At 70.2% G+C, this 18,530-nt stretch carries 15 protein-coding genes and 1 tRNA gene; 9 read left to right on the top strand and 7 right to left on the bottom strand.

Features of this window, described 5'->3' with window-relative positions:
• Positions 1–26 precede the first annotated feature (26 nt).
• The 3 genes from C8P69_RS01765 to C8P69_RS01755 all read left to right on the top strand — a co-directional run bounded on the left by C8P69_RS01765 (position 27) and on the right by C8P69_RS01755 (position 3,003).
• Positions 27–908, top strand: a complete 882-nt coding sequence (locus C8P69_RS01765; protein ID WP_108174135.1) for an alpha/beta hydrolase — start codon at positions 27–29, stop codon at positions 906–908.
• A 2-nt stretch (positions 909–910) separates the two neighbouring features.
• Positions 911–1,966: an Ldh family oxidoreductase gene (locus C8P69_RS01760; protein ID WP_108174134.1), complete on the top strand. Its 1,056-nt coding sequence runs from the start codon at positions 911–913 to the stop codon at positions 1,964–1,966.
• Positions 1,967–2,043: 77 nt separating this feature from the next.
• Positions 2,044–3,003: a Bug family tripartite tricarboxylate transporter substrate binding protein gene (locus C8P69_RS01755; RefSeq protein ID WP_108174133.1), complete on the top strand. Its 960-nt coding sequence runs from the start codon at positions 2,044–2,046 to the stop codon at positions 3,001–3,003.
• 125 nt (positions 3,004–3,128) lie between these two features.
• Here the strand turns inward: C8P69_RS01755 and C8P69_RS01750 are convergent.
• Positions 3,129–3,202, bottom strand: a tRNA-Gln gene (locus C8P69_RS01750).
• 210 nt (positions 3,203–3,412) lie between these two features.
• Between C8P69_RS01750 and C8P69_RS01745 the strand changes: the two genes are divergently transcribed.
• Entirely contained in the window at positions 3,413–4,546 is a 1,134-nt protein-coding gene (locus C8P69_RS01745) for a Ppx/GppA phosphatase family protein (protein ID WP_108174132.1), read from the top strand.
• Complete coding sequence (locus tag C8P69_RS01740; protein WP_108174131.1) at positions 4,543–5,268, top strand: RlmE family RNA methyltransferase; 726 nt, start codon at positions 4,543–4,545, stop codon at positions 5,266–5,268. Before C8P69_RS01745 ends, C8P69_RS01740 begins: the two co-directional genes overlap by 4 nt.
• On the opposite strand, the gene C8P69_RS24065 is transcribed toward C8P69_RS01740, so the two are convergent.
• From C8P69_RS24065 to C8P69_RS01725, 3 genes are all read right to left on the bottom strand, one after another.
• The gene (locus C8P69_RS24065; protein WP_211353791.1) at positions 5,199–5,486 is read right to left on the bottom strand and encodes a hypothetical protein; all 288 of its coding nucleotides are present in this window, start codon (positions 5,484–5,486) and stop codon (positions 5,199–5,201) included. The two genes, C8P69_RS01740 and C8P69_RS24065, sit on opposite strands and share 70 nt — an antisense overlap.
• On the bottom strand, positions 5,483–7,156 hold the full coding sequence (locus tag C8P69_RS01730) for an FAD-dependent monooxygenase (protein ID WP_108174130.1): 1,674 nt from the start codon (positions 7,154–7,156) through the stop codon (positions 5,483–5,485). The genes C8P69_RS24065 and C8P69_RS01730 overlap by 4 nt, the downstream gene beginning before the upstream one ends.
• A gap of 82 nt (positions 7,157–7,238) precedes the next feature.
• The gene (locus tag C8P69_RS01725) at positions 7,239–8,264 is read right to left on the bottom strand and encodes a histone deacetylase family protein (protein ID WP_108174129.1); all 1,026 of its coding nucleotides are present in this window, start codon (positions 8,262–8,264) and stop codon (positions 7,239–7,241) included.
• Between the two features lie 387 nt (positions 8,265–8,651).
• On the opposite strand from C8P69_RS01725, the gene C8P69_RS01720 reads away from it, so the two are divergent.
• The 4 genes from C8P69_RS01720 to C8P69_RS01705 all read left to right on the top strand — a co-directional run bounded on the left by C8P69_RS01720 (position 8,652) and on the right by C8P69_RS01705 (position 13,159).
• Positions 8,652–9,941: an ArgE/DapE family deacylase gene (locus tag C8P69_RS01720; protein ID WP_108174128.1), complete on the top strand. Its 1,290-nt coding sequence runs from the start codon at positions 8,652–8,654 to the stop codon at positions 9,939–9,941.
• Between the two features lie 23 nt (positions 9,942–9,964).
• Positions 9,965–11,248, top strand: coding sequence for an ArgE/DapE family deacylase (locus C8P69_RS01715; protein ID WP_108174127.1), 1,284 nt, complete (start codon positions 9,965–9,967; stop codon positions 11,246–11,248).
• A gap of 12 nt (positions 11,249–11,260) precedes the next feature.
• Complete coding sequence (locus C8P69_RS01710; RefSeq protein ID WP_108174126.1) at positions 11,261–11,761, top strand: P-loop NTPase family protein; 501 nt, start codon at positions 11,261–11,263, stop codon at positions 11,759–11,761.
• Positions 11,762–11,857: 96 nt separating this feature from the next.
• The gene (locus C8P69_RS01705) at positions 11,858–13,159 is read left to right on the top strand and encodes an amidase (protein ID WP_108174125.1); all 1,302 of its coding nucleotides are present in this window, start codon (positions 11,858–11,860) and stop codon (positions 13,157–13,159) included.
• A gap of 64 nt (positions 13,160–13,223) precedes the next feature.
• Here the strand turns inward: C8P69_RS01705 and C8P69_RS01700 are convergent, their stop codons facing one another.
• The 3 genes from C8P69_RS01700 to C8P69_RS01690 form a co-directional block, all read right to left on the bottom strand.
• Positions 13,224–14,930, bottom strand: a complete 1,707-nt coding sequence (locus tag C8P69_RS01700) for a methyl-accepting chemotaxis protein (protein WP_170118089.1) — start codon at positions 14,928–14,930, stop codon at positions 13,224–13,226.
• A gap of 135 nt (positions 14,931–15,065) precedes the next feature.
• Positions 15,066–16,985, bottom strand: a complete 1,920-nt coding sequence (locus C8P69_RS01695; protein ID WP_245901829.1) for an aminopeptidase P family protein — start codon at positions 16,983–16,985, stop codon at positions 15,066–15,068.
• A 12-nt stretch (positions 16,986–16,997) separates the two neighbouring features.
• Positions 16,998–18,395, bottom strand: a complete 1,398-nt coding sequence (locus C8P69_RS01690) for an FAD-dependent oxidoreductase (RefSeq protein ID WP_108174123.1) — start codon at positions 18,393–18,395, stop codon at positions 16,998–17,000.
• Positions 18,396–18,530 lie beyond the last annotated feature (135 nt).

Raw genomic sequence — 18,530 nt, 5'->3', positions numbered from 1 at the left:
ACCCTTTCGCTCAAGGACATCCCGCCATGGAAGAGAAGCTCACCTTCATGTCGGACGGCCTCAGGCTGTCCGCGGTCCTGCACGTGCCGGAGGGCCGCAAGCCAGGCCAGAAGCTGCCGGCCTTCATCGTGCTGCACGGTTTCGTCGGCTCGAAGGACGAATCCCACGCCGAGATCCAGGCACGCATGCTGGAGGCCATGGGCTATGTGGCGCTGCGCTTCGACTTCCGCTGCTGCGGCGAGAGCGAGGGCGAGCGCGCCCAGGTGCGCTGCTTCGACCAGGTGGCAGACGCCAAGAACGCGCTGACCTTCCTGCAGGCTCGCGAGGAGGTCGATCCCAAGCAGATCGGCGTGCTCGGCCATAGCTTCGGCGCGGCGGTCGCGGTCTATGCCGCCGGCGTCGACGAGCGCTTCGCCTGCGTCATCTCCTCCTGCGGCTGGGGCCATGGCGAGCGCAAGTTCCGCGGCCAGCACCCGACGCCTGAGGCCTGGGCGAAGTTCACCGGGCTCCTCGAGCAGGGCCGCAAGCACAAGCAGGAAACCGGCAAGAGCATGTGGATCTCGCGCTTCGACGCCGTGCCGATCCCCGAGCACCTGCGCAAGAACCTGTCGCCCAAGGCGATCATGGAGATCCCGGTCGAGACCGCCTGGAGCATGTACAATTTCCGCGCCGAGGACGTGGTCGCCGACATCGCGCCGCGGCCGATCCTGTTCTTCCACACGGCGAATGACTCGATCACCCCGACCGAGCAGTCGATCCGCATGTACGAGAAGGCCGGCCAGCCCGCCGAGCTCTTGCTGGTGACCGGCACATCGCATTTCCCGCTGTCGCCGGCGGATGCGCCACGCACCAAGACCATCCTCAAGGGATGGCTCGACAAGTTCATCCCCAGCCCGCTGGGGCAGTGAGCATGGCGGCGCCCGCAGGACCGCGCCGCGTCGCGGCGGCAACCCTCGAGGCCTATGCGCGCGACCTGCTCGCGGCGGGGGGCTTTGCGCCAGACCATGCGGAGGCGACCGCGCGGATGCTGGTCTGGGCGAACCTGCGGGGCGTCGAATCCCACGGGGTCCTGCGCATCCCCCGCTATGTCGAGATGGTCGAGCAGGGCCTGATCAATCCGGCCGCCGCCATCCGCCAGGTTGCCGGCAAGGGCGCGGTTGCGGTGCTCGATGGCGACAAGGCGCCAGGCGCGGTGGCGATGAACGCGGCGACGACGCGCGCCATCGCCGATGCGCGGGTGCACGGCGTCGGCTGGTGCGTCGTGCGCCGCATCACCCATGCGGGGGCCGTCGGCATCTATGCCGAGGCCATCGCGGCGGCTGGGCTGGTCGGCCTCGTGATGACCGCCTCGAAGCCGCTGATGATCTATCACGGCGCCCGGGCCGAGGGCGTGTCGACCAATCCCATCGCCATTGCCGCGCCGAGCAGCGACCCCGCGCGGCCCCTGCTCTTCGACATGTCCACGGCCTCGGTCGCCGCCGGCAAGATCACCGCGGCCAGGGATGCCGGCCGCGCCATTCCGCTGGGATGGGCGGTCGATGCCGAGGGCCGCGAGACCACCGATCCGGCCGCCGTCAAGGCGGTGCTGCCCATGGCCGGCCCAAAGGGCACCGGCCTGTCGCTGATGATCGAGGTGCTGGCGAGCGTTCTCGTTGGCAACCCGCTTCTCACGGTGGCGCTGCGCGACGGATCGGAGCCCGGCGGCAACGGCATCGCCGTGGCGCTCGATCCGCAAGCCTTCGGCGCCGAGCCCGGGTTCACCGCCGGCGTCTCCGACCTTGCCGCTGTCATCAAGGCCCTGCCGGTTGCGGCAGGCGCCGAGGCCGTGCTGCTGCCCGGCGAACGGGGCGCCGCCGAGCGCGCGCGGCGCCTCGCGCATGGCATCCCGGTCGCGGCCGGCACGCTCTCCCGCCTTGCGGCGCTGGCCACCAAGCATGGGGTGCCGATCCCGCCCGACCTCGCCTGACTGCTGATGCCGCGTGCGGTGACGGTCACCCGCGTGCGGTCCCCAAACACAAGAACAGACCACCGGAGGAACCACCGATGCGCCTGATCGCAACCCTGCTCGCTGCCCTCGCCGCCCTTGCGGCGCCGGCTGCCGCCCAGGACTTCCCGAATCGCCCGATTCGCGTGCTTCACGGCTTCGCCGCCGGCGGCAATGCCGACATCGTCGCCCGCATCATGGCCGAGGAGATGCGCAAGACGCTGGGGCAGAGCCTCATCGTCGAGCCCCGCCCCGGCGCCGGCGGCAACATCGCCTCGCAGGCCACCGCCCGCTCTGACGCGGACGGCTACACGATCGTTCTGCTGACCACGGCCCATGCCATCTCGCCGGCCCTGGTGAAGTCGCTGAACTTCGACCCGGTCGCGGACTTCCAGTTCCTGTCGATGGTGACGGATTTCCCCTTCTTCATCGTCGTCAACGAGGCCTCGCGCTTCCGCACCATCCAGGACCTCGTCGCCGAGGCGAAGGCCAAGCCCGGCACGGTCACCGCCGGCACGGCGGGCGTCGGCACGGGCCACCATATGGGCCTCGAGCTCATGTCGAGCGCCCTCGACGTGAAGTTTGTCCACGTGCCCTATCGCGGCGATTCCGGCGCCATCACCGGCGTCCTCGGGAACAGCGTCGACTTCATCATCGCGCCGGGAGCAGCGGTGCTCTCTTCCATCGAAGGCGGCAAGCTGCGCGCCCTCGCGGTCACCGGCCCCCAGCGCTGGCCGGCGACGCCCGCGGTGCCGACCCTCTCGGAAAGCGTCTCGCCGGGCCTGCAGATGATGGCCTGGATCGGCTTCGCCGCCCCCAAGGACACGCCGCGGCCGGTGGTGGATCGCCTCAACACGGCCATCCGCCAGGCCGTCGACACGCCGGACGTGCGCGCTCGCCTCGCCAGCCTCGGCGGCTATCCCAGCACCAGCACGCCGGAGGAGATGACCCGGCGGGTGGCCGAGCAGATCACGCTGTGGAAGGACGTCGCAGCCAAGGCCGGGATGCAGGCGCAGTAGCGCCTGGCGCAAGGCGCCGACCAAACTCCCGCTTCACATCTGATGTGGCGCGCGCCGATCCGGTGCGCGCCATGTTGCGTCACGCGTTCCGGACATGGCGGCAGGGTGGGAAGCGCACGCACGGCTGGCTGGGGGACCTGGATTCGAACCAAGACTAACGGAGTCAGAGTCCGCTGTTCTACCATTAAACTATCCCCCAGCAGCGCCCTCGGAAGGGCGCGTCGCCGGTGCGAGGCGCCGACATAGTCGATTGGCGCGGAGGGTTCAAGCCCCCTGCCGTCGTCATGTCGTGAAACGGCAAATCGCTTGCGGCGAAGGGCCGCCTTTGCCACATTCAGGGTAACTGAACAGATCAACCGGCTTGCCGTCGAACGCCTCTCGTGTTCCGGCGCCGGTGGGAAAGGTTGCCATGACCCACGAACCGCCGGGCGGTTCGCCGGGAGCATTGGGACCGCGGTCCGGCGGACCGGGTGGCGCGGCCGATGGCCGCGATGCCCACCAGCCCCGGCCGCGGCGACTCTATGCTGCGCTCGATCTCGGCACGAACAATTGCCGTCTCCTCGTGGCCAGGCCCGAGGGTGCGAGCTTCCGCGTCGTCGACGCCTTCTCGCGCATCGTCCGGCTCGGCGAGGGTCTTGCCCAGACCGGCCGCCTCAGCGATGCCGCCATGGACCGCGCGGTCGAGGCCCTCAAGGTGTGCCGCACCAAGCTGCGCGACCGGCAGGTGGCGCGCGCCCGGCTGATCGCGACGGAGGCCTGCCGGCAGGCGGAGAACGGCGAGGCCTTCATTGCCCGCGTGCGCGAGGAAACCGGCCTCGCGCTCGAAATCGTCGATCGCAAGACCGAGGCGCAGCTGGCGGCCCAGGGCTGCGTGCCGCTGGCCGATCCGCGCTCGCGCGGCGTCATCCTCTTCGATATCGGCGGTGGTTCCTCCGAGATCGTCTGGCTGCTGCCGCGGGGCCCGGGGCGCAATGGCGGCCCGCCGACGGCGGAGATCCTCGGCTGGACGTCGCTGCCCGTCGGCGTGGTGACTCTGGCCGAGCGCCATGACGGCAAGCACGTCACGGCGGAGAGCTTCGCCCGCATGGTCGACGAGGTCGCCGGCATGGTGGAGCCCTTCGCCAAGGAGATCGCGGTGGGGGGCCAGATCGAGCACCTCCATATGCTCGGCACCTCCGGCACGGTGACGACGCTGGCCGGCGTCCATCTCGGCCTGCCGAAATATGACCGGCGGCGGGTCGATGGCGCCTGGCTCGGCGCCGGCGAGGTGGATGTGATCCTCGACCAGCTCCTCGCCATGACCTACCAGGACCGCATCGCGCACCCCTGCATCGGCGCCGAGCGGGCCGATCTCGTGCTCGCCGGCTGCGCGATCCTCGAGGGCATGCGGCGGCACTTCCCCTGCCGGCGCCTGCGGGTTGCCGACCGGGGCCTGCGCGAGGGCATCCTCGTCAGCCTCATGCGGCAGGACGGCGTCTGGCGCCGCCCCTTCCACAACCGCCACCACGACCAGCGGCCCCAGGGCCAGGGAGGGCCGCGATGACGGGCAAATCCGGAGGCGGCGGCGGCCGCCAGCTCGCCGTGCGGCTGAAGACCGCGAAGAAGCGGACCACCAGCCAGCAGAAGTGGCTGGAGCGGCAGCTCAACGATCCCTATGTCGCCCGCGCCAAGCGCGAGGGCTGGCGCTCGCGCGCGGCCTTCAAGCTGATCGAGATCGACGACAAGGCGAAGCTCCTGAAATCCGGCCAGCGCATCGTCGACCTCGGCGCCGCGCCCGGCGGCTGGCTGCAGGTGGCGGCCAAGCGCATCGGCCTCGAACAGGGCCGCGGCAAGATCGTCGGCATCGACCTGCTCGACATCGACCCCGTTCCCGGCGTCGCCTTCATGAAGGGCGACTTCACCACCGACGACGCACCGGACCGGCTGAAGGAGATGCTGGGCGGCGAGGCCGACGTGGTGCTCTCGGACATGGCCGCGAACGCCACCGGCCACCGCAAGACCGACCAGATCAAGATCATCTACCTCGCCGAACTTGCCATCCAGTTCGCCCGCGAGGTGCTGGCGCCCGGCGGGCATTTCCTCTGCAAGGTGCTGCAGGGCGGCACGGAGGGCGACCTCCTCTCCGACCTCAAGCGTGACTTCGCCGTGGTGAAGCACATCAAGCCGCAGGCGAGCCGGGCCGATTCCAAGGAGCTCTATGTGCTCGCCATGGGGTTCAGGGGCCGTGAGGCGGTTGCCGGCCCCCCGCCCGACGATAAGCCGTAGGGCGGCTTGGCCGCTTCGCCGAGGCGGGCAAGAGCCGTGGCGATGGCCTCGTCCATGTCGAGACTCGTCCCGGCGCGGTGGGCCATGACCAGGACGAGCTTGGTCAGGAACAAGGTCTCATTGTCGGGACCGGCGCGGTCCAGCGCGTCAGCCAGGTTCTCATAGAGCCGCTCCATGGCCTCGAAGGCGAGCGGCGGCGGCGACATCACCTCGCTCATGCCGCCCTCCCGAGCCCGGCCTCGAGGGTCGCGACCACCTCCGCCGGCACGGCCTGCTTCCAGCGACCGGCGACATGCAGGTCCGGCCGGACGAGATACAGCGTCCCGGGCGCTGCGCCATAGGCGGCGGCAAGACTCCCGTCGGCATCGTCCAGCGACGTGTCCTGCGGCCGCGCGGCCGGCGCACCGACCGTCACGGCGCGGAACAGCGGATCGCGCGCGGCAAGACCATCGAAGAGGTCGCCGAAAGCCTGGGGGGCTCCGAAGGCGAGCGCGGTGAAACCATCGCCCATGGCGTCGGACAGGAAGCCGTTGCCGGTGCGGCGGTTGACGATGACGGCGCCGGCGCCGGGGCCGGTCGCGAAGCCGCCGGCACTCCCGTGGTGGGTCAGCGGACTGTCCGCATAGGTGTAGGGCTGCATCTGCCGCGGATTGGCGAAAGGCCTCGCAAAGTCGTGGTCGACGGCAAGCGACAGGGCAGCCTCGCGCAGCAATCGGTGGCCGCGCGTCGGCGGCGTCATGAAGCGCGTGCTCTTGGTGGCATTGGCGAAGACGTCGAGCGTCGCGCCGCGCCGCTCCGGCGTGTAGCTGTCGAGGAGCCCCTCCCCGGCCCAGCCCTTCAGGACGTAGGCCAGCTTCCAGCCGGCATTGTGGGCGTCGGCAAGGCCATTGTTGAGGCCGCGCACGCCGAAGATCGGCACGATATGGGCGCTGTCGCCGATGAAGATGACGCGGCCATGCCGGTATTCATGGAGCGCCAGGGTGTTGGCCGTGTAGATCGACCACCATTCCAGCTCCCAGGGCCCGCGATGCCCGATATCGGCGAGGATCGCGCCGACGCGGGAGCGGATGGTCGCCTCGCGCACCGCCTCCTCCGGGCTCTCGCCGTCGCGCAGCTGGTAGTCGATGCGCCAGATGTCGTCCGGCTGCTTGTGCATGAGGATGGTGCCGCCGGGATTGGAGGCGGGGTCGAAGAAGGCGCGCCGCTCGGTCGGATAGTCATGGGCCATCTTCACGTCGGCGATGACATAGCGGCCTTCGTAATTGTCGCCGCGCAGGCGAAGGCCGAGATGGCCGCGGATCGGGCTGCGGGCGCCGTCGGCGGCGAGGACGTAAGCTGCCGCGAGGGGATAGGTGCCGTGCGGGGAGGTGACGGTGAGCGTGACGCCATCCGCGCCGGGGGCGCTGGCCACCACCTCGCTCTGCCAGCGGAAGGCGATGAGGCCGGTGCCGAGGCAGGCATCGTACAGGAACTGTTCGGTGTACTGCTGCTGGAGATTGTACATGGGCCGGAACTTCTCGTCGGCCGAATCCGGCATTTCCAGCCGGTAGATCTCATGGCCGCGGAAATAGCTGCGGCCGGTGGTCCAGCCGAGCGATTTCGCGAGGAAGGCGTCCACCGCCCCGACCCGTTCAAAGATATGGAAGCTCGACCGCGCGATGCAGGTGGCACGGCTGCCATCGTTGAAGGTCGGCTTGGCGTCGAGGACGAGGCTGCGGACACCATAGCGCGCCAGCGTCAGCGCGGCGGTGAGGCCAACGGGGCCTGCCCCGACGATGACCACCGGGTGCGTCTCGCGCTCGCCATCAAGCTCCGGCGCCCGTTCGGCGGCGAAATGCGGATAGGTGAAATAGAGGGAGTCGAGTGGCCCCCTGCCCTCGGGTCTCACGTGCGTTGCCTCCCGCCGATGTCATCCCGGCCCTGCCGTCAGGGGACCGGCTGGGGCGACCGGAGTCAAGCGGCTGAAAGGCTCACGCCGCGCTCTCGAAACCGCCGAGGACGGCGGTGAGGTTCGGTCCGAGCTGATCGGAAAGGTAGCCGCCCTCCTGCACGAAGAGCGTCGGCAGGCCCATCCGCGCGATGGCCGCGCCGGCGCGGCGGAAGCCGTCCGCGGTCACCTTGGCGCCGCCGAAAGGATCGTCCGCCGAGGCGTCGAGGCCGAGCGCCACCACCAGCGTGCCCGGCGTGAAGGCGGCGATGGTTTTCGCCGAGGCTTCCACCGCTGCGACATAGGCGTCGTCGCCGGATCCGACGGGGATCGGCAGGTTGAGGTTCGCGCCCTCGCCGGCGCCGAGGCCGCGCTCATGCGCATAGCCCCAGAAGAAGGGGTAGAAGCGCGAGGGATCGGCATGGACCGAGACGGTGAGCACGTCGCCACGGTCGTAGAAGATGTCCTGCGTGCCGTTGCCGTGGTGGATGTCGATATCGAGGATCGCGACGCGGTCGTGGACCGAGCGCAGGTATTGCGCGGCGATGGCGGTATTGTTGAGGAAGCAATGGCCGCCGGCGGCATCGCGATAGGCATGGTGGCCGGGCGGGCGGCAGAGCGCATAGGCGGCGCGCTCGCCCTCGATGACGAGTTCGGCGGCGGTGATGGCGACATCGGTGGCGGAGGAGGCAGCGGCCCAGGTGTCCGGGCCGATGCCGCAGGCCATGTCCTGCATGTACCAGCCGGCGCGGCCAACGATGGAGGCCGGCATGGTGCCACCGCGGCGCACCGGATGGACATTGCCGAGCACCTCGTCGGAGGCGTTGGCGAGCGTTGTCCATTCGACGGCCGCCTCCTCGAGGAAGCGCAGATAGTCGACGGAATGGACGCCGAGGCGCGGCCCCTGGCCGAAGCTCTCGGCCGGGACAAGCTCGTGCCGGCCGGCCTTGAGGCCCGCGGTGAGCCGGTCGGCGCGCTCGGGCCGCTCCTCCCCTTGCGCGAACTGGCCGCGCAGGATGAACCGCTTGGGGTCATGGCCGCGGTGGAGATCAGTGAAGACGGCTTTCATCGGTGAGGCCCCGGATTCGTGTGCCGCCATGATCGGGACGGGAGGCGCGAAGGCAAGGCGGGCGCGGGCCGGGGAGGGTTGCGTGGGGCATGAACGGACCGGTCGCGATCGAGGAAGGCCCCACCCTCACCCTCCTCTCTGGCGAGGGGAGGGAGACCATGATGTCGCGACACGGCCGGAACGGTTGGGCCAGGCCCAGCCCTATCCAGGTTAGGAGTGCCGTCGAAGTCCCCCTCCCCTCGGCAGAGGGGAGGGTAAAGGTGGGGCATTCCGATCAACCTGCCCCTCCCGCTCCGCGATACGCCGTGCGCCGGGGATCACCGCTGCGCCCCCGGCAGTTGTTCCCGCGCCCCTGCCCGCTAGGCTGACCTCCCGAAGGAACCCGCCATGCCGCTCGACCCCGTCCTTGCCGCCCGGATCGTCGCCGCCGTGGATGCCGGATTCGACCGGCAGCTCGCCTTCACCGCCGACCTCGTGCGCTTCGCCTCGACCCGCGGCCGCGAACACGCCTGCCAGGATTTCGTCCTCGCCGAGATGACGCGCCGCGGCTGGGCGACCGAGCGCTTCGCCATGGAGCCCGAGGCCCTGGCGCACCATCCCGGCGGCTCGCCAGTCACTGCCGAGCACTCCGACGCGCCGATCGTCGTCGGCATCCATCGCCCCCGCGACGAGACCGGCCGCACCCTCATCCTGCAGAGCCATGTCGACGTGGTGCCGGCCGGCCCGCGCGAGCTCTGGTCGCGCGACCCCTTCGCGCCGCATGTCGAGGGCGACTGGTTCTATGGCCGCGGCGGCGCCGACATGAAGGCCGGCCATGCCGCGATGTTCGCGGTCTTCGACGCGCTAGCGGCCTGTGGGCTCCAGCCGGCGGCGACGGTCACCGTGCAGTCGGTGGTCGAGGAGGAGTCGACCGGCAACGGCGCGCTCCAGTGCCACCTGCGCGGCTACAAGGCCGATGCGGTGCTGATCCCGGAGCCCGAGGACGAGAAGATCATCCGCGCCAATACGGGCGTCGTCTGGTTCCGCGTCGAGGTGGCGGGCCTTCCTGTCCATGTCAGCGAGGCGGGCAACGGGCAGAACGCCATCGAGGCCACGCACGGGGTGATCCGCGCCTTGCGCGAGCTCGAGGCACGCTGGAACGCGAAGAAGGGCGAGTTCCGCCACTTCGAGGATGTCGACCACCCGATCAACCTCAATATCGGCATGATCGAGGGCGGCGACTGGGCCTCCTCGGTTCCGGCCTGGTGCGCCATCGACTGCCGCATCGCCATCTATCCGGGCGAGCGGCCCGAGACGATGATGCGCGCCATCGAGGACGCGGTCAGCGCCGCCGCCCGGGGCGACCGTTTCCTCGCCAACAACCCGCCGCGCGTCAGCTTCACCGGTTTCACCACCGAGGGCTATGTGCTGGAGCCCGGCTCCGAGGCGGAGGCGGTCCTGGCCCGCGCCCACGAGACGGCGACGGGCGAAAAGCTCCGCGACCTCGTCACCCCCGGCTATCTCGATACCCGCGTCTATGCGCTCTACGACCGGATCCCGGCGCTCTGCTACGGGCCGATCTCCGAGAACATCCACGGCTTCGACGAGCGCTTCTCCATCACCAGCATGCGCCGCATCACCCGCGCCATGGCGCTCTTCGTCGCCGAATGGTGCGGCACCGAACCCCTTTCCGCCTGACCCTCCAGCCTCTGGACAGACCCATGGCCCTCGATCCCACCCTCGCCGACCGCATCGTCAAGGCTGTCGACGACGGCTTCGACGCCCAGCTCGACTATCTCAAGACTTTGGTGCGCTTCCCCTCGCAGCGCGGCGACGAGCATGCGGCGCAGGATTTCGTCTTCCAGGAGTTGAGGAAGCGCGGCTTCGCCATGGAGCGCTTCGCCATGGACGAGGAAGCGATCAAGCGCCATCCGGGCGGCTCGCCCTTCTCGCCGACACATTCCACCGCGCCCATTGTGGTCGGCATCCATCGCCCGAAGGCGGAGACCGGCCGCAGCCTCATCATGCAGGGCCATATCGATATCGTGCCGGTGGGGCCGCTGGAGATGTGGACCCATCCCCCCTACGAGCCGCATATCGACGGCGACTGGTTCTATGGCCGCGGCGCGGGCGACATGAAGGCCGGCCACGGCGCCATGGTCGCCGTCTTCGACGCCCTGAAGCGCGCGGGCGTCCAGCCGGCGGCGACCGTCTATGTCCAATCGGTGGTGGAGGAGGAATCCACCGGCAACGGCGCCCTGCAGTGCCATCTGCGCGGCTACAAGGCCGAGGCCGCCCTCATCCCCGAGCCGAGCCGCGGCCGCATTACCCGCGGCAATGTCGGCGTCGTCTGGTTCCAGTTCACCGTACAGGGCCACCCGGTCCATGTCCGCGAGGCAGGCTCTGGCCAGAACGCCATCGAGGCGGCCTATGGCGTGATGCGCAAGCTGCGGGAACTCGAGGCTTTCTGGAACACCAAGACGCCCGACTATCCGCTGTTCAAGGACGAGCCGCACCCGATCAATCTCAATTTCGGCCTGATCAAGGGCGGCGACTGGGCCTCCTCGGTGCCGGCCTGGTGCACGGTCGACTGCCGCATCTCGATCTTCCCCGGCGAGAAGCCGGAGACGATGATGCGCGCCATCGAGGACACGATCGCCAGGGCCGCGCGCGAGGACCGGTTCCTCGCCAACAACCCGCCGCAGGTGGTCTTCAACGGCTTCACGACGGAGGGCTATATCCTCGCGCCGGGCTCGGAGGCGGAAGCCGTGCTCGGCCGCGCGCATCAGAAGGCATGGGGCGAGCCGCTCGAAGAGGCGGTGACGCCGGCCTATCTCGACGGGCGCGTCTATGCGCTGTTCGACGAGATCCCGACGCTCAATTACGGGCCGACCGCCGAGCGCGTGCACGGCTTCGACGAGCGCTTCTCCATCGAGTCGCTGCGCAAGACCACCAAGTCCATGGCGCTCTTCGTGGCGGAGTGGTGCGGGGTGGAGCCGGTCTGATACACCTCGCGTATGGAGCGCGTGGTCGTCATTGGAAACAGCGGCGGGGGGAAGTCGACACTGGCACGCCGGCTCGCGGCCCGCCTCGCCCTGCCCTGCCACGAGATCGATGCCATCCTCTGGGGGCCAGGCTGGGTTCCGACGCCCGTGGAGGCCTATGAGGCCGAGCACGACCGGCTGATCGCCGGAGACCGGTGGATCATCGAGGGCCTCGGCCGCAGGGAATCCGTGCCCCGGCGGCTCAGACGGGCCACGGACATCGTGCTGATCGACCTCCCGCTCTGGCGCCACTTTCAATTGGCTGCCGAGCGCCAGATCGCCTGGGCGATGGGCAAACTCCCCCATCCGCCGGGCGGCCTCGGCGACATGCCGCCGACCGAATCCCTCTTCCGGACCATCGACGAGGTGGACCGGGAGTGGATGCCAGTGATCCGCGACGAGACCTCCCGCTGCGCGACGGCGGGTGCAACCGTTCATCGCATCCAGTCGCTCGACGCACTCAACGCGTTCTGACGCCAAGGAAAACGTCGCGGCTGGTACGTGCCCTCCGACCTTGACCGCCCCTGCGCCATTGCCGACAGTCCCGCCGCCCTTTCCGGAGTTCCAACCATGGCCACCACCGTCCGCGATGCGCTCGAAGCCTCGCTCGCCCGCATCGACGATCCGCAGTCCGACGGGAGGGTGACCTATACCAAGCTCTATCCCGAGCGGGCGCGGGCCGAGGCCGATGCGGCGGATGCGCGGGCGAAGTCCGGGGTGAAGCTGTCGCCGCTCGATGGCTGGGTCATCTCCATCAAGGACCTCTTCGATGTCGCCGGCGAGGTGACGACCGCCGGCTCCTCGATCCTGCGGTCGCAACCGGCGGCCAAGGTCGACGCCCCGACCATCGCCCGCCTGCGCCAGGCCGGCTGCGTCATCGTCGGCAAGACCAACATGAGCGAGTTTGCCTTTTCAGGCATCGGCATCAACCCGCATTACGGCACGCCGGGGAACGCCGCTGACAAGAGCCGCGTGCCCGGCGGCTCGTCCTCGGGCGCCGGCGTCTCGGTGGCCGAGGGGACGGCGCGCATGGGCCTTGGCACCGACACGGGCGGCTCGATCCGCATCCCCGCGGCGCTGAACGGCTGCGTCGGCTTCAAGCCGACGGCCGGCCGCGTGCCGACGACCGGCGCCTTCCCGCTCTCCTATGCGCTCGACTCGGTCGGGCCGCTCGCCGAGACGGTGGCCGATTGCGCCGCGACCGACGCCGTGCTCGCAGGCGAAGCGCCCTGGACCCTCACCCCTGCCCCGCTCGCCGGGCTGCGTCTCGCCATTCCGCGCGGGCGGCTCTTCGGCCAGATCGAACCGGAGGTGGAGCATGCCTTCGAGGCCGCCGTGAAGCGGCTCACCAAGGCCGGCGCCCGCATCACCGAGGTCTCCATCGAGGACCTGCTGCAGGAGCTCGCCGATGCCATGGCGCGGGCGCCCTTCGTCGCCATGGAAGCGGCCGCGGTCCATGCGGAGTGGATGGAGGAGCGCGCCCGTGACTTCGATCCGCGCGTGCTCGCCCGCATCCGCGTCGGCGCCCAGGCCGTTGCGCCCGACTACATCCGCCTCGTCAACAAGCGCACCGCGCTGATCGCCCGGATGCGCGACCGTCTCGCCGACCTCGACGCGCTGATCCTGCCGACGACGCCCATCCGCGCGCCGAAGATCTCCGAGCTCACCGCCTCGGACGAGAAGTTCTGGACGGCCAACGGGCTGATGCTGCGCAACACCACGGTGGGCAACATCTTCACCTTCACCGGCATCTCCCTGCCCTGCCCCGATGTGAAGGGCCTGCCGGTGGGCTTCATGATGACGGCGCTCGGCGGCGAGGATCACCGGCTGCTGCGCATGGCCGCGGCGGTCGAGGCCCTGTTCCGCGGCTGAGCCCAAAAACGAACGCCCGGGCCGAGGCCCGGGCGTTTCTCATTTCAGGGAATGTCGCGGCGCGTCAGGCGGCCTTGACGTCGGACAGGAAGGCGCCGACCGCCTGGCGCAGGCCGGCAATGTCGGTCTCCAGGCCCTTGGCCACGTCGTTGAGGGCGCCCATGGCCGAGCCGGTGGCGCGCAGGCGCTCCGAGACGGTGCCGATGGACTGGCCGGCCTGCTGGGCGACGGCCGCCGTGCTCTCGACGCTGATGCCGATCTCGCGGGTCGCCATGGCCTGCTGGTCGATGGCGGTGGAGATCGCCTCGCTGGCGCGGCGCATCCGCTCGACGGTCTCGGTGATGCCGCCCATGGAGGCAACCGAGCGGCCGGTCGCCTGCTGGATGGCCGCAACCTGGCCGGCAATGTCCTCGGTGGCGCGAGCGGTCTGCGAAGCGAGCTGCTTCACCTCCTGCGCGACGACCGCGAAGCCCTTGCCGGCCTCGCCGGCGCGCGCCGCCTCGATGGTGGCGTTCAGCGCCAGCAGGTTGGTCTGCTCGGCAATGGCGCGGATGAGCTCGACCACGGCGCCGATCTTCTCGCCCATGGCGGCAAGGCCCGACACGTCGGTGGCCGCCGAGTCGACCGCCTGGGTCGCCTCGGAGGACACTTTCAGGGCCTCCTCGGTCTGGCGGCGGATCTCGACGATGGCGGCATTGAGCTCCTCGGTGGCGCCGGCAATACCGGTGACACGCTGCAGCGTCTCCTCGGTGGCCTGGACCGTGTCGCGGACGCCGGCCTCGGCAGCCTCGCCGGCCTGGCCGACCGTGCCGCTGGCCCCCGTGACCGAGACGGCGCGGGAGGCGACGCGGTCGAGGACCGACCCGATGGCCTTGTCGAACTGGGAGACGGCCTGCTCCATGCTGGCGCGGCGCGTCATCTCGGCAGCGGTGCGCTGATCCTCGGCGGCGCGCATCTGGGCGCGCTCGGCAAGGCTCTGGGCGAGGCCGCCCACGGCGCGGGCGATGAGGCCGATCTCGTCCTGGCGAGCCGCATGGCGCGACATGTCGACCTGACGATCCTCGGCGAGGCCGTCGATGGCGGCGGCCGCCTCGCGGACCGGCTTCAGGAAGTGGGTGAGGAGGAGGAACACGCCCAGCGCCGCGACGACGGCGAGCAGGCCCATGGCGATGATGACGCCCTCGCGCATGTTGGCGGCGGAGGCATCGGCATCGGCCTGGCTGACGCCGGCACCGAGGGCGCCGAGGACGCGGTTGTCGGGGGTGACGATGGGCACGTAGCGGGCGATGCGGGCGATGCCCCCGACGGTGATGTAGTCGGTGAGCACCTCGCCGCGGCCGATGGCCTGGGCGATCGGCGAGGTCGCGGGGATGCGCGAGCCCATGACGCGGTTGCCCTGCTGGTCGCGCACCGAGGAGGAGTAGCGGATCAGGTCGCCGGTGGCGGCGTCACGCTGGAAGAGCGAGGAGCCGTCGGCCGCGTGGTCGACGATGCTGTGGTCGCCCTGGGCCGGCAGGGCCGTGGCGCGGATGCGCAGGACCGGACCTGAATTGTTGCCGGCGCGCTCCATCTTGCCGCCGGGAAGGGCGAGTTCGGCCGCCCGGCTCATATGGATGCTGCGGTCACGGACCTGGCCTTCGACGATCTCGGCCATGCGGGCGTTGATCTGCGTGACGGCGTAGAAGCCAGCCCCGAGTGCGACGACGGAGATCACCAGCGCAGCCAGCGCGGCGACCTTGGCGGCGAGAGGGAGGCGGGAGAGAAACTGCATGCCAGCCCCGATGGTTCGACTTTTCGCGAAAACCATCAGCGGAATGCGGTTAACAAAACGGTACGGGGCGACCACTTCGTGTGAAATTGCGCCCTACGGCAGATCTATTCCGCAAGGGCATGCAACCCCAAGCTGTCAGAGCGGCGCCGTCATCCGCTCCAGCCAGGCCTTGTCGGCACCCGCCAGGCGCGGTCCGAGCTTGCGTCGCACATCGGCGTGGTAGCCGTTGAGCCAGGCTCGTTCCTCCGTCGTCAGGAGGCCTACCGCGATCGCCCGCCGGTCGAAGGGGCAGAAGGTGATGGTCTCGAATTCGAGGAAGCCGGGCATGGCGCTCTCGGTGACCACGACGAGGTTTTCGAGCCGGATGCCATGCGACCCGGTCTCGTAATAGCCGGGCTCGTTGGACAGGATCATGCCGGGCTCCAGCGGCACCTGCGACAGGGGCGAGATGCGGCCGGGCCCCTCGTGGACGCCGAGATAGACGCCGACGCCATGGCCCGTGCCGTGGTCGAAATCGAGGCCCGCCTGCCATAGCGCCCGCCGGGCGAAGCCGTCGATGGCGATGCCACCGGTGCCCTTGGGAAAGCGGGCGGTGGCGACCGCGATATGGCCTTTGAGGACGCGGGTATAGTGTTCCTTGAGCCGCTTCGGCACGGAGCCCACGGCGATGGTGCGGGTGATGTCGGTCGTGCCGTCGAGATATTGCGCGCCGGAATCGATGAGCAGGAAGGTGCCCTTCTCGACAACCTTCTCGGTGTCCGGCGACGAGCGATAATGCACGATGGCGCCGTTGGAGCCTGCGCCGGCAATGGTGGTGAAGCTCGCGCCGCGATGCAGGGGGTCGGCGCCGCGGATCTCCTCGAGCTTCGCCATGACCGCAAGCTCGCCCTGCCCCACCGCCCTGGTGTCGACCCAGCGCAGGAACTTCGCCATCGCCGCGCCGTCGCGCAGATGCGCCTTGCGGGTGCCGGCGAGCTCGACGGCGTTCTTGCGGGCCTTGGGCAGGACGGAGGGGTCCTGACCCTCGACGAGCGTGGCGCCGGCGCTTTTCAGCGTCTCGGCGATCCAGGCTGTGGCCGTCTCCGGCTCGATGGTGACGGCCTTGCCGGCGAGGTCCTTCAGCCCGTCCGCGAAGGCCCCGATGGGCTGCACGGTGACGCCGTTGCCAAGATGGGCGGTGAGGCCACCGGTGAACTTCGCCTCGTCCACGAACCAGGTCGCATGACCGTCGGCGGCGAGGATCACGAAGCTCTGGACCAGCGGCGTCGCCGGCGTATCGCCGCCGCGCACGTTGAGAAGCCAGGCGATGGAATCGAGCTGGTTGAGGACCGCGGCTGCGGCTCCCCGCGCGGCGATGTCGGCGCCGATCCGGGCACGCTTGTCGGCACTGGACTCGCCGGCCAGCTTCACGGGATAGGCATGGATCGCCGCGAAGGGGTCGCCCGGCTGGTCCTTCCAGATGGCATCGATCGGGTTCTCGTCGAGGGCCACCAGCTCCGCACCGACCTTGGCCAGCGCCGTGCGCCAGCGCTCCGCCTCGCGCATCGGCGTGACGCGGGGGTCGAAGCCGACCCGGTCACCCTTGCCGACCTTCTCGGCCAGCCACTCGATCGCCGGCGGCTTCTTGAAGTGGCGACAGGTGATGACGGAGGCGTCTGTCTCGGCGGGCGCCTGCAGCGTGTAGCGGCCGTCGACGAAGAGCGCCGCTTCCTTCTGCAGCACGATGACGAAACCGGCCGAGCCGGTGAAGCCGGTGAGCCATTTCAGCCGCTCGGCGCGGGCGACGATGTATTCGCCCTGGTGCTCATCGGCGCGCGGCACGAGGAAGGCGGCGAGCTTCAGCGCCTTCAGCCGCTTCTGCAGTGCCGGGATGCGGGAGGCATCGCGGGCGAAGGAGGGTTCCGGCACCTTGGCGAGGGCCTCGGCGATGGCGGCGCGCTCGGCAGCCGTCGCTGACGGGCAAGCCGCGGTCATCCAGTCACCCGGGTCCTTGGCGGCCGGCGTGGCGCGCACGCGAGCGAGAACGGGCTTCAGGGCCTTGAGGTCGACGGGCATGGCAAACTCGGGTCAGGCGCGGGCGAGCCGGGCTGCCTCCCCGCCGGCGATGCGTCCGAGCACCACGGCGGTCAGCAGTCCGTTGCCGGAAAGATAGCCGGATGCATCGGGCCCTGACACCCCCACCGCGGCGCCCCCTGCCGCGAAGAGATTGGGCAGAAGCGAGCCATCGGGACGGCGCACGCGGGCGGTGGCATCGACGGCAAGGCCGCCCTGGGTGTGGAACAGCGCGCCGGTGACCTTCACCGCGCAATAGGGCGCCTCAAGATCGACGGCGCCGGTCCAGTCGCGGCCAAAGCCATCGCGGCCTCCACGCCGCTTGAGGTCGGCGACGGATTCGAGAGTCGCGCGAATCACTTGGGGCGGAATGCTGAGGCGGGCTGCCAGTTCATCTGATGATTCAGCTTGAAGGACGGCCCCGCCGGCCTCGGCGCGGCGGAAGTCCTCGAACTGGCGGGCGATGCCGGCGATGCGGGCATCGAAGATGTCGTAGGCGATGCCGCCGGGCTGGCCGAGCACGGCCAGCGCGGCTTCCGAATAGCCGGAGGCCTCGTTCCAGAAGCGCTCGCCGGCCACGTTCACCTGGAAGCCGCCCTCCATGATGACCGCCCAGGAGACGAGGATGCCGTGGGGATGGGCGACGGAGCCGTGGCCCTGGTGGCCGCTCATGTGCCGGAGCTCGGCGCCGAGCGCCCGGCCCCACAGCACCGCGTCGCCCTGGTTGCCGGGATGGCCGAAATAGAGCGCGTCCTTCAGCGCCGGGATGTGCTCTGCGACGAGGTCCTTGTTGCCGCCATAGCCGTTGCAGGCCAGCACCAGCGCGTCGCAGCCGATGCGGTCCTCGCTGCCGTCGGGGCGGGTGACGACGAGGCCGCGGACGCGGCCGTCGGGCGCCGCGACGAGGGCGGTGACGCGCGCCTCGGTGACGATGTCGATCTCCGCCGCCTCGGCCGCCGCGCGCAGCCGGTCGATCAGCTCGGCGCCCGAGCGCGAGGCGAGGCCATGCATCCGGCGGGCGGAATGGCCGGGATAGGAGAAGTCGGCGATGACCGTGAAGGCGAGGCCGTGGCGCTCGGTCAGCCAGTCGATGGCGGGGGCTGCGCCCTCGGTCACCGCCGCGAGGACGGTGGGGTCGGCGTCGCCGTGCGCCTTCTTCTGGATGTCGGCCGCGAAGGCCGCCACGCTGTCGGCGATGCCGGCGGCGCGCTGGGCGGCTGTGCAGGGCGCGGGAATGAGGCCGGCCGAGAGCGCCGTGGAGCCCTGGGGCAGCGCATCGCGCTCGAAGACGATGGGCGCGACGCCGGCTTCCTTCGCGGCGAGGGCGGCGCAGAGGCCCGCCGCCCCGCCGCCGACGATGGCGACCGGGACGGTCAGGTCGAAGGGCAGGTCGTCGATCAGGATGCGGGACATGGCGATGGCACCGATGAAGGGCGTCCTTCGAGGCTCGGGCAAAGCCCTCGCACCTCAGGATGAGGAATGTTGCGTCTGGCAGTCACGATGGCCGAGCCTCGAAGGACGCAGTTGCGCCTTGCCGCGGACCGGCGA

The sequence above is a fragment of the Phreatobacter oligotrophus genome (assembly GCF_003046185.1).
GTDB classification, from domain to species: Bacteria; Pseudomonadota; Alphaproteobacteria; order Rhizobiales; family Phreatobacteraceae; genus Phreatobacter; species Phreatobacter oligotrophus.
Note: the sequence above shows the minus strand (reverse complement) of the source record. Positions and strands in the feature narration are given on the sequence as shown.

Bases quoted from the DNA above. Each gene is read 5' to 3' on its own strand.
- C8P69_RS01760 (WP_108174134.1), top strand. From the start codon at position 911: ATGGCGGCGCCCGCAGGACCGCGCCGCGTCGCGGCGGCAACCCTCGAG.
- C8P69_RS01765 (WP_108174135.1), top strand. From the start codon at position 27: ATGGAAGAGAAGCTCACCTTCATGTCGGACGGCCTCAGGCTGTCCGCG.
- C8P69_RS01710 (WP_108174126.1), top strand. From the start codon at position 11,261: ATGGAGCGCGTGGTCGTCATTGGAAACAGCGGCGGGGGGAAGTCGACA.
- C8P69_RS01700 (WP_170118089.1), bottom strand. From the start codon at position 14,930: ATGCAGTTTCTCTCCCGCCTCCCTCTCGCCGCCAAGGTCGCCGCGCTG.
- C8P69_RS01690 (WP_108174123.1), bottom strand. From the start codon at position 18,395: ATGTCCCGCATCCTGATCGACGACCTGCCCTTCGACCTGACCGTCCCG.
- C8P69_RS01745 (WP_108174132.1), top strand. From the start codon at position 3,413: ATGACCCACGAACCGCCGGGCGGTTCGCCGGGAGCATTGGGACCGCGG.
- C8P69_RS01715 (WP_108174127.1), top strand. From the start codon at position 9,965: ATGGCCCTCGATCCCACCCTCGCCGACCGCATCGTCAAGGCTGTCGAC.
- C8P69_RS01720 (WP_108174128.1), top strand. From the start codon at position 8,652: ATGCCGCTCGACCCCGTCCTTGCCGCCCGGATCGTCGCCGCCGTGGAT.
- C8P69_RS01695 (WP_245901829.1), bottom strand. From the start codon at position 16,985: ATGCCCGTCGACCTCAAGGCCCTGAAGCCCGTTCTCGCTCGCGTGCGC.
- C8P69_RS01755 (WP_108174133.1), top strand. From the start codon at position 2,044: ATGCGCCTGATCGCAACCCTGCTCGCTGCCCTCGCCGCCCTTGCGGCG.
- C8P69_RS24065 (WP_211353791.1), bottom strand. From the start codon at position 5,486: ATGAGCGAGGTGATGTCGCCGCCGCCGCTCGCCTTCGAGGCCATGGAG.
- C8P69_RS01705 (WP_108174125.1), top strand. From the start codon at position 11,858: ATGGCCACCACCGTCCGCGATGCGCTCGAAGCCTCGCTCGCCCGCATC.
- C8P69_RS01725 (WP_108174129.1), bottom strand. From the start codon at position 8,264: ATGAAAGCCGTCTTCACTGATCTCCACCGCGGCCATGACCCCAAGCGG.
- C8P69_RS01740 (WP_108174131.1), top strand. From the start codon at position 4,543: ATGACGGGCAAATCCGGAGGCGGCGGCGGCCGCCAGCTCGCCGTGCGG.